This window comes from Nonomuraea sp. NPDC048916 (genome assembly GCF_040649575.1).
GTDB lineage: Bacteria > Actinomycetota > Actinomycetes > Streptosporangiales > Streptosporangiaceae > Nonomuraea.
The window spans coordinates 1-14,147 of sequence record NZ_JBEZFS010000010.1 but is presented as its reverse complement, the minus strand read 5'-3'; the positions used below and the strand labels follow the sequence as shown (position 1 = coordinate 14,147).

Here is a 14,147-nt window from a genome sequence, read left to right as displayed (position 1 = left end):
ACATCAGGCGTCACCAACTTCACGCTTAACGATCTTGCACTTCATGGGGAGCTTGTGGATGGCGCGAGTGAGTGCCTCACGGGCAATCGGCTCGGCGACACCAGAAAGCTCGAACATGACGCGCCCCGGCTTGACGTTGGCGATCCACCACTCGGGCGAACCCTTACCGGAGCCCATGCGGGTCTCGGCCGGCTTCTTGGTCAGCGGGCGGTCGGGGTAGATGTTGATCCACACCTTTCCACCACGCTTGATGTGACGGGTCATCGCAATACGAGCCGACTCGATCTGGCGGTTGGTCACGTAGGAGTGCTCAATCGCCTGGATGCCGAACTCGCCGAACACGACCCTGGTGCCGCCCTTGGCGGCGCCACTGCGGTCGGGCCGGTGCTGCTTGCGGTGCTTGACCCTGCGCGGGATCAGCATGGTCAGCTCCCTTCAGCACCCGGCTGCGCAGCCGGGCCGGTCTCAGGGGCGGCCTGCGCGGCCGCCTCGGTCCTGGGGGCGCGCTCGGTGCGGCCACCGCCACGGCGAGCGCCACCGGCGCCACCGCGACGGGGACGCTCGCCGCCGCCACCCCTACGGTCGTCACGCTCGCGACGCTGGCCGGCACGAGCACCGGCGGCAGCCGCCTCGCGCTCGGCGCGGCTCGTCGGAGCCTCACCCTTGTAGATCCACACCTTCACGCCGATGCGGCCGAAGGTGGTGCGGGCCTCGTAGAAGCCGTAGTCGATGTCCGCGCGAAGCGTGTGCAGCGGCACACGACCCTCGCGGTAGAACTCCGACCTCGACATCTCGGCGCCGCCAAGACGACCCGAGCACTGGACCCGGATGCCCTTGGCACCGCTCTTCATGGCCGACTGCATCGCCTTGCGCATGGCGCGGCGGAACGAGACACGGCTGGAGAGCTGCTCGGCGACACCCTGCGCGACGAGCTGGGCGTCGATCTCGGGGTTCTTCACCTCGAGAATGTTGAGCTGGACCTGCTTCTTGGTCAGCTTCTCCAGGTCGCCGCGGATGCGGTCGGCCTCGGCGCCGCGGCGGCCGATGACGATGCCCGGACGCGCGGTGTGGATGTCGACCTGGACGCGGTCGGTCGTACGCTCGATCTCCACCTTGGAGATGCCGGCCCGCTCCATGCCCTTCTGCAGCATGCGACGGATCGCCACGTCCTCGGCGACGTACGACTTGTACAGCTTGTCGGCGTACCACCGGCTCTTGAAGTCGGTCGTGATGCCGAGGCGGAACCCGTGCGGGTTAACCTTCTGGCCCACTATCGGGTCCTTCCCTTCGGCTCGCGGGACTCCACGATCACGGTGATGTGGCTCGTCCGCTTGTTGATCCGATAGGCACGACCCTGGGCACGCGGACGGAACCGCTTCAGCGTCGGGCCCTCATCGACCCACGCGCGGCTCACGACGAGCGACTGAGGGTCGAGATCGAAATTGTGCTCTGCGTTCGCCATGGCGCTGGAGAGCACCTTGTAGATCGGCTCGCTCGCCGACTGGGGAGCGAACTGCAGCACGGCCTGCGCCTCCGAAGCGGGCAGCCCGCGAATAAGGTCCACCACGCGGCGGGCCTTCTGGGGCGTGACGCGGACGAACCGCGCCTGAGCCCTGGCTTCCATCGCTTACTCCTCTTACTTCTGAAGGCTGTTTATCGCCGGCTGCGGCGGTCTTCCTTGACGTGGCTGCGGAAGGTGCGCGTCGGGGCGAACTCTCCCAGCTTGTGGCCGATCATCGACTCGGTGACGAACACCGGGACGTGCTTGCGGCCGTCGTGCACGGCGATCGTGTGCCCGAGCATGTCAGGCACGATCATGGAGCGCCGCGACCACGTCTTGATGACGTTCTTGGTGCCCTTCTCGTTCTGGGCGTCCACCTTCTTAGCCAGGTGGTCGTCCACGAAGGGACCCTTCTTAAGGCTACGTGGCATTTCGGCTGCTCCTACCGCTTCTTCCTCTTGCTACGACGACGGATGATCAGCCGGTCGCTGGACTTGTTGGCCTGGCGGGTGCGGCCCTCGGGCTTGCCCTTCGGGTTCACCGGGTGGCGACCACCGGAGGTCTTGCCCTCACCACCACCGTGCGGGTGGTCGACGGGGTTCATCGCGACACCGCGGACGGTCGGGCGCTTGCCCTTCCACCGCATGCGGCCGGCCTTGCCCCAGTTGATGTTGGCCTGCTCGGCGTTGCCGACCTGGCCGACCGCGGCCCGGCAGCGCACGTCGACCATGCGCATCTCACCGGACGGCATACGCAGCGTGGCGTACTGGCCTTCCTTCGCGAGCAGCTGGATCTGGGCGCCCGCGGAGCGACCGAGCTTGGCGCCGCCGCCCGGACGGAGCTCCACCGCGTGGATGAAGGTACCGGTCGGGATGTTGCGCAGCGGCAGGCAGTTGCCCGGCTTGATGTCGGCCGCGGGGCCGTTCTCGATACGGTCGCCCTGCTTGAGGCCCGTCGGCGCGATGATGTAGCGCTTCTCGCCGTCGGCGTAGTGGAGCAGAGCGATGTTGGCGGTGCGGTTGGGGTCGTACTCGATGTGAGCGACCTTCGCCGGAATGCCGTCCTTGTCATGCCTCCGGAAGTCGATGATCCGGTAGGCGCGCTTGTGACCGCCGCCCTGGTGGCGTGCGGTGACCCGGCCGTGTACGTTGCGGCCGCCCTTGCCGTGAAGGGGCGCAAGCAACGACTTCTCGGGCGTGCTGCGGGTGATCTCGGAGAAGTCCGAGACACTCGAGCCGCGGCGACCCGGGGTCGTCGGCTTGTACTTACGGATGCCCATCTTTTTCGTTCATCCTTCGTCGGTTACATGGGTGAGCCCGCCGCACCGAGATGCGGCGGTCTCTGCCCTTACGGACCGTGTGGTCCGCTCAACTTCTATGGCTGCTAGCCGATCTGACCGAAGATGTCGATCCGATCGTCCCCACCCAGGCTCACGATCGCGCGCTTGGTGTCGGGTCGCTTGCCGAAACCGGTGCGGGTCCGCTTGCGCTTACCCTGCCGGTTGATCGTGTTCACGCTGGTGACCTTGACCCCGAAGATCTGCTCAACCGCGATCTTGATCTGGGTCTTGTTCGCGGACTTCCTCACCAGGAACGTGTACTTGTTGTTCTCGTCGATCAGGCCGTAGCTCTTCTCAGAGACGACCGGCTTGATGATGACGTCGCGCGGGTCGGAGACCCTGACCAGCCGGCCCTTGGGCTTCCCGGGCTCGGCGGGCTCGACAGCGATCTGCTGCTGGTCGACGTCCTGCTGGTCGATGTTGTCCTCCATCAGGCGTCTTCCTTCCCGCCCTGGCTCAGCCGCGCCACGACCTGGTCGTACGCCTCCTGGGTGAAGACCACGTCGTCGTGGCAGAGCACGTCGTAGGTGTTGAGCTGCCCGGCGTCCAGCAGGTGGACCTCGGGAGCGTTGCGCAGGCTCAGCCAGGTCATCTCGTCCGCCTCGTCGACCACGACGAGGACGGTCCTGGACTGGGTGATCTTGCGGAGCGCCTGCAGCGCCGACTTGGTCTTCGGCGTCTCGCCGGTGACCAGGCCGCTCACCACGTGCACGCGACCGCCGGCCGCCCTGTCGGACAGGGCGCCGCGCAGGGCGGCGACCTTCATCTTCTTGGGCGTCCGCTGCGAGTAGTCACGCGGGACCGGGCCGTGGACGACGCCACCACCGGCGAACTGCGGTGCGCGGGTCGAACCCTGACGGGCGCGGCCGGTGCCCTTCTGGCGGTACGGCTTCTTGCCGCCGCCCCTGACCTCACCACGGGTCTTGGTCTTGTGGGTGCCCTGCCGGCGAGCGGCGAGCTGGGCCACGACCACCTGGTGGATCAGCGGCACGTTGACCTTGGCGCCGAAAATCTCTTCGGGCAGGTCGACGGTGCCGGTCTTGGCGCCGCTGGCGTCGAGGACGTCAATGCTGTTTCCAACGCTGGTCACTTGGCAGCCCCCTTCTTGGCAGCGGTGCGGACGAGGACCAGGCTGCCGTTGGCACCGGGGATCGCACCCTTGATCAGGATGAGGCCCTTCTCGGCGTCGACGGCGTGAACCTTCAGGCTCTGCACGGTGGTGCGGACGTTACCCATCCGACCAGCCATGCGCAGCCCCTTGAATACGCGGCCCGGGGTGGCGCAGCCACCGATGGAACCCGGCGAGCGGTGCTTGCGCTGCGTACCGTGCGACGCGCCCAGACCCTTGAAGCCGTGACGCTTCATGACACCGGCGAAGCCCTTGCCCTTGCTCTTGCCCGTCACGTCGACGAACTGGCCGGCCTCGAAGGTGTCGGCCAGCAGCTCCTGGCCCAGGGTGTAGTCGCTCGCGTCGTCGGTGCGGATCTCCGCGAAGTAACGGCGCGGGGTGATGTCGTGCTTACGCAGGTAGTCGCCGAGCGGCTTGTTGACCTTCCGGGGGTCGACCTGCCCGAAGCCGAGCTGGACGGCGGAGTAGCCGTCCTTGTCGGCCGTGCGGACCCGGGTCACCACACACGGACCGGCCTCGACCACGGTGACCGGGACCATCCGGTTGTCCGCGTCGAAGACCTGGGTCATGCCGAGCTTCTTGCCCAGGACGCCCTTGATCGTCTTAGCCATGTCAGTGTGTTCCCTCAGAGCTTGATCGAAATGTCGACGCCCGCGGGGAGGTCGAGCCGCATGAGCGAGTCAACCGTCTTGGGCGTCGGGTCGATGATGTCAATCAGCCGCTTGTGCGTGCGCATCTCGAAGTGCTCGCGGCTGTCCTTGTACTTGTGCGGCGAGCGGATGACGCAGTACACGTTCTTCTCGGTCGGCAGCGGCACCGGGCCCGCGACCTTCGCGCCAGTCCGCGTCACCGTCTCGACGATCTTCTTGGCCGAGCTATCGATGACCTCGTGGTCATAGGCCTTAAGCCGGATGCGGATCTTCTGTCCCGCCATAATGGCCTCGGTGTCCTTCGCTGTCGTCTGAAAAAGTATCGTGCGGCCTGTTGCCGCTGTTCATGCGGGTCGAAGCCCGCACGACCCCACGTGACAGACGTCTTGGATCTGTCGTGTCTTCCGTGATCCGGCAGTCACTTCGGCCACTTGCCGAAGCCACTGCGAGATCACGGCTTTCTCGTGGAGCCAGGTGGCGGGAGCCGTGCCGGCTCCCGCCCTCCGTGGTGTGGCGGTCGGTCCCGATGCCGGAGCCGACCGCCACTCCGCGATCGAACTACTTGATGATCTTTACGACCCGGCCGGCGCCGACGGTGCGGCCACCCTCACGGATCGCGAACTTCAGGCCTTCCTCCATGGCGATGGGCTGGATCAGCTCAACGCGCATTTCGGTGTTGTCGCCCGGCATGACCATCTCGGTGCCCTCGGGGAGGTTCACCACACCGGTCACGTCAGTCGTACGGAAGTAGAACTGAGGACGGTAGTTGTTGAAGAACGGCGTGTGACGGCCGCCCTCGTCCTTGGACAGGATGTAGACCTGACCCTCGAACTCGGTGTGCGGGGTCGTCGTGCCCGGCTTGATGATGCACTGGCCGCGCTCGACGTCGTCGCGCTTGATGCCGCGGAGCAGCAGGGCGGCGTTGTCGCCCGCGTGACCCTCGTCGAGCATCTTGTTGAACATCTCGATGCTGGTGACGGTGGTCGTCGTCTTCTCCGGCTTGATGCCGATGATGTCGACCTGCTCGTTGACCTTGACGATGCCGCGCTCGATACGGCCGGTGACGACCGTGCCGCGACCGGTGATCGAGAAGACGTCCTCGACCGGCATGAGGAACGGCTTCTCCGTCTCACGGGGCGGCTCGGGCACGTTCTCGTCGACGGCGTTCATCAGCTCGATGATGCTGTCGGCCCACTTCTGGTCGCCCTCGAGCGCCTTGAGCGCCGAGACGCGCACGACCGGCAGGTCGTCGCCGGGGAACTCCTGAGCGGACAGGAGCTCACGAACCTCGAGCTCGACGAGCTCCAGGATCTCCTCGTCGTCGACCATGTCGGACTTGTTGAGGGCCACGACGATGTAGGGGACGCCGACCTGGCGGGCCAGGAGGACGTGCTCCTTCGTCTGCGGCATCGGGCCGTCGGTGGCGGCGACCACGAGGATCGCGCCGTCCATCTGGGCGGCACCGGTGATCATGTTCTTCACGTAGTCGGCGTGACCGGGGCAGTCCACGTGAGCGTAGTGGCGCTTGTCGGTCTGGTACTCGACGTGCGAGATGGAGATCGTAATACCGCGGGCCTTCTCCTCCGGCGCCTTGTCGATCTTGTCGAACGGCGTAGCCGCGTTCAGCTCGGGGTAACGGTCGTGGAGCACCTTGGTGATCGCCGCGGTCAGCGTGGTCTTACCGTGGTCGATATGCCCAATGGTGCCGATGTTCATGTGCGGCTTGTTCCGCTCGAACTTGGCCTTGCCCACTGGTTCTCTCCTTGAGAATCTGACTGACTTTCGTCTGCACACTCGGGCCCGGGTGTTCCCGAACCCCTCGGCGGCGGGGCGACCAGAGGTCGCCCTGCCAGGGGCCGAGGCCCCTTTGACGGCCGGGCGCCGATCACTCGGCGCCCCTCCGTTGGGGTCCCGGGACTATTCGCCCCGGGCCTTCGCGACGATCTCCTTGGCGATGCCCGGAGGCACCTCCGCGTAGGAGTCGAACTGCATGCTGTAGCTCGCGCGCCCCTGCGTCTTGCTACGCAGGTCACCCACGTAGCCGAACATCTCAGACAGCGGCACGAGCGCCTGGACGACTCGGGCTCCGGCCCGCTCGTCCATCGCCTGGATCTGCCCGCGGCGACCGTTGAGGTCTCCGATGACATCACCCATGTAATCCTCAGGCGTGGTGACCTCGACGGCCATCATCGGTTCGAGGAGAACAGCGTCAGCCTTGCGCGCGGCCTCCTTGAAGGCCATCGAGCCGGCGATCTTGAAGGCCATTTCCGAGGAGTCGACGTCGTGCGCGGCACCGTCGGTCAGCGTCACCTTCACGCCCACCATCGGGTAACCGGCCAGCACACCGAACTCGGCGGCCTCCTGGGCGCCCGCGTCGACCGAGGGGATGTACTCCCTCGGGACACGGCCACCCGTGACCTTGTTCTCGAACTCGTAGCCGTCGTTGCCTTCGCCCAGAGGTTCGAGGTTGATGATCACCCGCGCGAACTGGCCGGAACCACCGGTCTGCTTCTTGTGGGTGTAGTCGACCTTCTCCACCTTGCGGCGGATGGTCTCACGATAGGCGACCTGGGGACGGCCGACGTTGGCCTCGACCTTGAACTCGCGACGCATGCGGTCGACGAGGATCTCAAGGTGAAGCTCGCCCATGCCCCAGATGACCGTCTGGCCGGTCTCCTCGTCACGACGGACCTGGAAGGACGGGTCCTCTTCGGCCAGCCGCTGGATCGCGGTCGACAGCTTCTCCTGGTCGCCCTTGGTCTTGGGCTCGATGGCCACGTTGATGACCGGAGCCGGGAACGTCATCGACTCGAGCACGACCTGGTCGGCCGGGTCGGACAGGGTGTCACCGGTGGTGGTGTCCTTCAGACCCATGACCGCGACGATCTGACCGGCATGCGCGCTCGAGCGCTCTTCGCGCTTGTTGGCGTGCATCTGGTAGATCTTGCCGATCCGCTCCTTCTTCCCCTTCACGGAGTTGACGACGGCGGAACCGGCCTCGAGGGTGCCCGAGTAGACGCGGATGTAGGTGAGCCGGCCAAGGTGCTGGTCACTCATGATCTTGAATGCCAGCGCGGCGAACGGCTCGGTCGGGTCCGCGTGACGCTCGACGACCTTCTCCTCGTTGCCGACCGCGTGGCCCTTGAAAGCCGGGATGTCGGTCGGCGCGGGGAGGTAGGCGACGATCGCGTCGAGCAGGGGCTGGACGCCCTTGTTCTTGAACGCGGTGCCGGTGAGAACCGGGTTGACGCTGCCGGCCACCGTCGCGCGCCGGAGGGCCGCGACCAGCTGATCCTCGGTGGGCTCGGTGCCCTCGAGGTAGAGCTCCATCAGCTCGTCGTCGTTCTCGGCCACCGTCTCGACCAGCTTGTCGCGCCACTCGCGAGCGGACTCGGCGTGGTCGGCCGGGATGTCGACGACGTCGTACATCTCGCCCTTGGCGGCCTCTTCGCTCCAGAGCAGGCCCTTCATCTTCACGAGGTCGATGACGCCTCTGAAGTTGGCCTCGACACCCCACGGAAGCTGAACGACGGCCGGAGTGGCACCCAAGCGGGTGATCATCATGTCGACGCAGCGGTGGAATTCCGCGCCGACCCGGTCCATCTTGTTCACGAAGCAGATGCGGGGCACGTTGTAACGGTCGGCCTGACGCCACACCGTCTCCGACTGCGGCTCGACACCGGCGACGCCGTCGAAGACTGCAACAGCGCCGTCGAGGACGCGAAGCGAGCGCTCCACCTCAATGGTGAAGTCGACGTGCCCGGGAGTGTCGATGATGTTGATGGTGTGACCGAGCCACTCGCACGTCGTCGCGGCAGACGTGATGGTGATGCCGCGCTCCTGCTCCTGCTCCATCCAGTCCATGGTGGCAGCGCCCTCATGGGTTTCACCGAGCTTGTAGTTGATGCCGGTGTAGAACAGGATGCGCTCGGTGGTGGTGGTCTTGCCCGCGTCGATGTGGGCCATGATCCCGATGTTGCGGACCTTGGCCAGGTCTAGTGCGGTCGTGGTGGCCACTTCTCTCGCGTCCTCGTCGTCTCGTCGAACCGCCGGATTACCAGCGGTAGTGGGCGAAGGCCTTGTTGGACTCGGCCATCTTGTGGGTGTCCTCACGCTTCTTGACAGACGCCCCGAGACCGTTGCTGGCGTCGAGGAGCTCGTTCATGAGGCGCTCGGTCATGGTCTTCTCGCGGCGGGCGCGGGAGTACTGCACCAGCCAGCGCAGGGCCAGGGTGGTGCTGCGCGCCGCGCGCACCTCGACCGGCACCTGGTAGGTCGCGCCACCGACGCGACGGCTGCGGACCTCGAGGGTCGGCTTGACGTTGTCAAGCGCGCGCTTCAGGGTGACGACCGGGTCGTTGCCCGTCTTGTCCCTGCAGCCCTCGAGGGCGCCGTAGACGATCGACTGCGCGATGGAGCGCTTGCCGTCCAGAAGCACCTTGTTGATCAGGGCGGTGACCAGCGGCGAACTGTAGACCGGGTCAGACATGAGCTGACGACGGCCAGGAGAACCCTTGCGAGGCATTGTTAGCTCTTCTCCCTCTTCGCGCCGTAACGGCTGCGGGCCTGCTTGCGGTTGCGGACACCCTGGGTGTCCAGCGAGCCACGGATGATCTTGTAGCGAACACCCGGCAGGTCCTTCACACGACCGCCACGCACGAGCACGATGGAGTGCTCCTGCAGGTTGTGGCCCACACCGGGGATGTAGGCCGTGACCTCGATGCCGTTGGTGAGCCGCACTCGGGCGACCTTGCGGAGCGCCGAGTTGGGCTTCTTCGGGGTAGTGGTGTAGACGCGCTGGCACACACCGCGCCGCTGCGGACTCCCCTTGAGGGCAGGAGTCTTGGTCTTTGAGACCTTGTCCTGCCGGCCCTTGCGGACCAACTGCTGAATAGTGGGCACTGCCACTCCGTTTCGTGCCTTGGCCGGTGTTACGTCATTCTTCAATTCGCAGGTTCTGCCGGTGTCATGACCTGCGATTTGTCCTTGCTTCCGCGCCCCCGCGCTCGGGCGTGTCGCGCTGTCAGCACAGACACATCCACGAGGACCACGAGCCAGGAAGCCGACCTGCGCCACCGTAATGAGCGCACGATCGAGAGCCCGCAAGAACGGGCACGATGGTCTAGGCTACCAGGCTCGCGCGACACGTCAAAACGGCGCGGCAAGGCTACCAGCCTTCCCGCTCCCAGTCCGCGCGGCCCATCCCATCAAGGCCCGGCTACTGCTCCTCGGACATGATATAGGCACGTCCACCGTCCTGCGGCCCATCCGGCAGAACAAGGACCTCCAGGACGTGCCCGCACCTGGTGAAAGTACCCGGCCATCCACAGCGGCCAGAGTTCGCTCCCCCGCCGGAACCGTACTGAGACGCCCCCGGACACGCCGAGAAGCGCCTGGCCTCCGCACAGACGCGACGCGCCCGGGCCCCTCCGAAATGAGGCCCGGGCGCGCGCACCACAGGATGGTTACCGAGTTTTCATCGGTTGTACTGGCCGAAGTCGTACTCCTCCAGCGGCACGGCCTCGCCGCTGCCGGTGCCGAAGGTGTAGTCGGCCGCGGAGCCGTCGTAGCCGCCCACGGTGTACATGGCGGCCTTGGCCTCCTCGGTCGGCTCGACCCGGATGTTGCGGTACTGGGGCATGCCCGTGCCGGCCGGGATGAGCTTGCCGATGATGACGTTCTCCTTCAGGCCCAGGAGCGAGTCGGACTTGGCGTGGATCGCCGCGTCCGTCAGGACCCTGGTCGTCTCCTGGAAGGAGGCCGCCGACAGCCACGACTCGGTGGCGAGCGACGCCTTCGTGATGCCCATGAGGACCGGGCGACCGGCGGCCGGGGAGCCGCCTTCCGCCACCGTCTCGCGGTTCATCTGCTCGAAGCGCGGGCGCTCGACGAGCTCGCCGGGCAGCAGGTCGGTCTCACCGGACTCGAGCACGTTCACGCGCTTGAGCATCTGCCGCACGATGATCTCGATGTGCTTGTCGTGGATCGACACACCCTGCGACCGGTAGACCTGCTGGACCTCCGCCACCAGGTGCAGCTGCACGGCCCGCGGGCCGAGGATGCGCAGCACCTCGTTGGGGTTGACCGCACCGGCGACCAGCTGCTGGCCGACGGAGACCCGCTGGCCCTCCGAGACGAGCAGGCGCGAACGCATCGAGACCGGGTAGGCGATCTCCTCGGACCCGTCGTCCGGGGTGATGACGATCTTCCTGGCCTTGTCGGTCTCGTCGATCCGGACCCGGCCCTCCGCCTCGGAGATCGGGGCGACACCCTTGGGGATGCGCGCCTCGAAGAGCTCCTGGACTCGGGGCAGACCGTGGGTGATGTCGGCGCCCGCCACACCACCGGTGTGGAAGGTACGCATCGTCAGCTGCGTGCCCGGCTCACCGATCGACTGGGCGGCGATGATGCCGACCGCCTCGCCGACGTCCACGAGCTTGCCGGTGGCCAGCGAGCGGCCGTAGCAGGTCGCGCAGACACCGATCTTGGCTTCGCAGACCAGAGCGCTGCGGGTGCGGACCGTCTCGACGCCGGCCTCGACCAGCTTGGTGACGTGGATGTCGTTGATGTCCACGCCGGCCGGGACGACGACCTTGCCATCGACCTCGACGTCCTCGGCCAGGATGCGGCCGTGCACGTTGGACTCGGCGTTCTCGGCCTTGACCAGGTTGCCCGACGCGTCACGGTCGCCGACGTTGAGCGGGACCGCGCGGTCGGTGCCGCAGTCGATCTCGCGCACGATGACGTCCTGCGCCACGTCCACCAGACGACGGGTCAGGTAACCCGAGTCGGCGGTGCGCAGCGCGGTGTCGGCCAGACCCTTCCGCTGTCCGTGGGTCGAGATGAAGTACTCGAGCACCGACAGACCCTCACGGAACGAGGCCTTGATCGGGCGCGGGATCGTCTCACCCTTGGTGTTGGACACCAGGCCACGGATGCCGGCGATCTGACGCACCTGCATCTTGTTGCCTCGGGCACCGGAGTTGACCATCATCCAGACCGGGTTGGTCGCCGGGAAGGCGTTGACCATGTCGGTCTCGACGTCGGCCGTCGCGTGGGTCCAGATCTCGATGAGCTCCTGACGGCGCTCCTCGTCGGTGATCAGACCACGCTCGTACTCGCGCTGGACCTTGTCGGCCCGGCGCTCGTAGTTTTCCATGATCTCGGCCTTGTTCGGCGGCGCGACCACGTCGTCGATCGAGATCGTGACACCGGAACGGGTCGCCCAGCGGAAGCCCGCGTCCTTGAGCGCGTCGAGCGAGTTGGCGACCTCGACCTTGGGATAGGTCTCGGCCAGCTCGTTCACGATCGTGGACAGCTGCTTCTTGCCGACCTGGAAGTTGACGAACGGGTAGCTCAGGGGCAGCGTCTGGTTGAACAGGCACCGCCCGAACGTCGTCTCCAGACGGATCGGGTCGCCCTGCTCCCAGCCCTCCGGCGCGACCCAGTCACGGGGCGGCAGGACGTCCTTGAGCCGGATCTGGATCTTCGCCTGGATGTCCAGCTCGTTGCGGTCGAACGCCATGTGGGCCTCGGCGATCGAGCCGAAGACCCGGCCCTCTCCCGTGGCGCCGTCCTTCTGGGTGGTCAGCCAGTAGAGGCCGATGACCATGTCCTGGGTGGGCATCGTCACGGGCTTGCCGTCGGCCGGCTTGAGGATGTTGTTGGTCGAGAGCATCAGGATGCGAGCCTCGGCCTGGGCCTCAGCCGACAGCGGCAGGTGCACGGCCATCTGGTCGCCGTCGAAGTCGGCGTTGAACGCGGTGCAGACCAGCGGGTGGATCTGGATGGCCTTGCCCTCGACCAGCTGCGGCTCGAAGGCCTGGATGCCCAGACGGTGGAGCGTCGGAGCGCGGTTGAGCAGCACCGGGTGCTCGGTGATGACCTCTTCGAGCACGTCCCACACGACGGGACGGGCCCGCTCGACCATCCGCTTGGCCGACTTGATGTTCTGGGCGTGGTTGAGATCGACCAGCCTCTTCATCACGAACGGCTTGAACAGCTCCAGCGCCATCTGCTTGGGCAGGCCGCACTGGTGGAGCTTGAGCTGCGGGCCGACGACGATGACCGAACGGCCGGAGTAGTCGACTCGCTTGCCCAGGAGGTTCTGGCGGAACCGACCCTGCTTGCCCTTCAGCATGTCGCTGAGGGACTTGAGCGGGCGGTTGCCGGGACCGGTGACCGGGCGACCGCGGCGGCCGTTGTCGAACAGCGCGTCGACGGCCTCCTGGAGCATCCGCTTCTCGTTGTTCACGATGATCTCGGGCGCGCCGAGGTCGAGCAGACGCTTGAGACGGTTGTTGCGGTTGATGACCCGGCGGTAGAGGTCGTTGAGGTCGGACGTCGCGAACCGGCCACCGTCGAGCTGCACCATGGGGCGCAGGTCCGGTGGGATGACCGGGATGCAGTCGAGCACCATGCCGCGCGGCGAGTTGGTCGTGTTGAGGAACGCCGACACGACCTTGAGCCGCTTGAGCGCGCGGGCCTTCTTCTGGCCCTTGCCGCTGCGGATGGTCTCGCGCAGGTTTTCGGCCTCGGCGTCGAGGTCGAAGCTGATCAGGCGGTCCTGGATCGCCTGCGCGCCCATGCCGCCCTTGAAGTAGCGGCCGAAGCGGTCACGCATCTCGCGGTAGAGCAGCTCGTCGCCCTCGAGGTCCTGGACCTTGAGGTTCTTGAAGCGGCTCCAGACCTCCTCGAGCCGGTCCAGCTCACGCTGGGCCCGGTCGCGGAGCTGGCGCATCTCACGCTCGGCGCCCTCACGCACCTTGCGGCGCTGGTCGCCCTTGGCGCCGGCGGCCTCGAGCTCGGCCAGGTCGGCCTCGAGCTTCTTCTGCCGGGCCTCGACGTCGGCGTCGCGGCGCTGCTCGATGTGCTGCCGCTCGACGGAGATCTTGGCCTCCAGCGAGGGCAGGTCACGCTCACGCATCTCGGTGTCGACATGCGTGATCATGTACGCCGCGAAGTAGATGACCTTCTCCAGGTCCTTCGGGGCCAGGTCGAGCAGGTAGCCGAGGCGCGACGGGACGCCCTTGAAGTACCAGATGTGCGTGACCGGCGCGGCCAGCTCGATGTGGCCCATCCGCTCACGACGCACCTTGGCGCGAGTCACCTCGACGCCACAGCGCTCACAGATGATGCCCTTGAACCGGACGCGCTTGTACTTGCCGCAGTAGCACTCCCAGTCGCGGGTCGGGCCGAAGATCTTCTCGCAGAAGAGCCCGTCCTTTTCCGGCTTGAGAGTCCGGTAGTTGATGGTCTCCGGCTTCTTCACCTCGCCGTGGGACCACTGGCGGATGTCGTCGGCCGTAGCGAGGCCGATCCTGAGCTCGTCGAAGAAGTTGACGTCTAGCATGTGTGCGATCTCCCCCTCAGACTTCTTCCACGCTGCTCGGCTCACGCCGGGACAGATCGATGCCGAGCTCCTCCGCCGCGCGGAAGACGTCCTCGTCGGTGTCTCTCATCTCGATGGACATGCCGTCGCTGGAGAGCACCTCGACGTTGAGGCAGAGCGACTGCATCTCCTTGATG

14 protein-coding genes are annotated in these 14,147 nt (G+C 66.4%); all 14 read right to left on the bottom strand.

The window, feature by feature from the left end; translation table 11 throughout:
- Nucleotides 1-3: 3 nt before the first annotated feature.
- Nucleotides 4-423: a 50S ribosomal protein L16 gene (rplP, locus tag AB0C16_RS11970; protein WP_189126389.1), complete on the bottom strand. Its 420-nt coding sequence runs from the start codon at nt 421-423 to the stop codon at nt 4-6.
- A gap of 2 nt (nt 424-425) precedes the next feature.
- On the bottom strand, nt 426-1,271 hold the full coding sequence (gene rpsC / locus AB0C16_RS11965; RefSeq protein WP_357681662.1) for a 30S ribosomal protein S3: 846 nt from the start codon (nt 1,269-1,271) through the stop codon (nt 426-428).
- Complete coding sequence (rplV, locus tag AB0C16_RS11960) at nt 1,271-1,624, bottom strand: 50S ribosomal protein L22 (RefSeq protein WP_350803932.1); 354 nt, start codon at nt 1,622-1,624, stop codon at nt 1,271-1,273. Before rplV ends, rpsC begins: the two co-directional genes overlap by 1 nt.
- A 29-nt stretch (nt 1,625-1,653) precedes the next feature.
- Nucleotides 1,654-1,932: a 30S ribosomal protein S19 gene (gene rpsS, locus AB0C16_RS11955; protein WP_357681660.1), complete on the bottom strand. Its 279-nt coding sequence runs from the start codon at nt 1,930-1,932 to the stop codon at nt 1,654-1,656.
- An 11-nt stretch (nt 1,933-1,943) separates the two neighbouring features.
- Nucleotides 1,944-2,780: a 50S ribosomal protein L2 gene (gene rplB / locus AB0C16_RS11950; RefSeq protein WP_357681658.1), complete on the bottom strand. Its 837-nt coding sequence runs from the start codon at nt 2,778-2,780 to the stop codon at nt 1,944-1,946.
- A gap of 104 nt (nt 2,781-2,884) precedes the next feature.
- Entirely contained in the window at nt 2,885-3,187 is a 303-nt protein-coding gene (gene rplW / locus AB0C16_RS11945) for a 50S ribosomal protein L23 (RefSeq protein ID WP_357682067.1), read from the bottom strand.
- 83 nt (nt 3,188-3,270) lie between these two features.
- Nucleotides 3,271-3,930, bottom strand: a complete 660-nt coding sequence (gene rplD / locus AB0C16_RS11940) for a 50S ribosomal protein L4 (RefSeq protein WP_357681656.1) — start codon at nt 3,928-3,930, stop codon at nt 3,271-3,273.
- Nucleotides 3,927-4,580: a 50S ribosomal protein L3 gene (rplC, locus tag AB0C16_RS11935; protein ID WP_357681654.1), complete on the bottom strand. Its 654-nt coding sequence runs from the start codon at nt 4,578-4,580 to the stop codon at nt 3,927-3,929. Before rplC ends, rplD begins: the two co-directional genes overlap by 4 nt.
- A gap of 14 nt (nt 4,581-4,594) precedes the next feature.
- Entirely contained in the window at nt 4,595-4,903 is a 309-nt protein-coding gene (gene rpsJ / locus AB0C16_RS11930; protein ID WP_012887830.1) for a 30S ribosomal protein S10, read from the bottom strand.
- 274 nt (nt 4,904-5,177) lie between these two features.
- Nucleotides 5,178-6,371, bottom strand: coding sequence for an elongation factor Tu (tuf, locus tag AB0C16_RS11925; protein ID WP_357681652.1), 1,194 nt, complete (start codon nt 6,369-6,371; stop codon nt 5,178-5,180).
- Nucleotides 6,372-6,536: 165 nt separating this feature from the next.
- Nucleotides 6,537-8,636 carry an elongation factor G gene (gene fusA / locus AB0C16_RS11920; protein ID WP_357681650.1) on the bottom strand — a complete coding sequence of 700 codons (2,100 nt, stop codon included), beginning with the start codon at nt 8,634-8,636 and terminating at the stop codon, nt 6,537-6,539.
- Nucleotides 8,637-8,673: 37 nt separating this feature from the next.
- Nucleotides 8,674-9,144: a 30S ribosomal protein S7 gene (gene rpsG / locus AB0C16_RS11915; RefSeq protein ID WP_138670613.1), complete on the bottom strand. Its 471-nt coding sequence runs from the start codon at nt 9,142-9,144 to the stop codon at nt 8,674-8,676.
- A 2-nt stretch (nt 9,145-9,146) separates the two neighbouring features.
- Nucleotides 9,147-9,521, bottom strand: a complete 375-nt coding sequence (rpsL, locus tag AB0C16_RS11910; RefSeq protein ID WP_049572713.1) for a 30S ribosomal protein S12 — start codon at nt 9,519-9,521, stop codon at nt 9,147-9,149.
- Between the two features lie 574 nt (nt 9,522-10,095).
- The gene (locus AB0C16_RS11905) at nt 10,096-13,971 is read right to left on the bottom strand and encodes a DNA-directed RNA polymerase subunit beta' (protein WP_357681648.1); all 3,876 of its coding nucleotides are present in this window, start codon (nt 13,969-13,971) and stop codon (nt 10,096-10,098) included.
- Nucleotides 13,972-14,147: the final 176 nt, after the last annotated feature.

Coding starts and splice junctions, on each gene's coding strand:
- AB0C16_RS11905 (WP_357681648.1), bottom strand. CDS start 13,971: ATGCTAGACGTCAACTTCTTCGACGAGCTCAGGATCGGCCTCGCTACG.
- rplB (WP_357681658.1), bottom strand. CDS start 2,780: ATGGGCATCCGTAAGTACAAGCCGACGACCCCGGGTCGCCGCGGCTCG.
- rpsJ (WP_012887830.1), bottom strand. CDS start 4,903: ATGGCGGGACAGAAGATCCGCATCCGGCTTAAGGCCTATGACCACGAG.
- rplP (WP_189126389.1), bottom strand. CDS start 423: ATGCTGATCCCGCGCAGGGTCAAGCACCGCAAGCAGCACCGGCCCGAC.
- rpsS (WP_357681660.1), bottom strand. CDS start 1,932: ATGCCACGTAGCCTTAAGAAGGGTCCCTTCGTGGACGACCACCTGGCT.
- rpsG (WP_138670613.1), bottom strand. CDS start 9,144: ATGCCTCGCAAGGGTTCTCCTGGCCGTCGTCAGCTCATGTCTGACCCG.
- rplC (WP_357681654.1), bottom strand. CDS start 4,580: ATGGCTAAGACGATCAAGGGCGTCCTGGGCAAGAAGCTCGGCATGACC.
- rplV (WP_350803932.1), bottom strand. CDS start 1,624: ATGGAAGCCAGGGCTCAGGCGCGGTTCGTCCGCGTCACGCCCCAGAAG.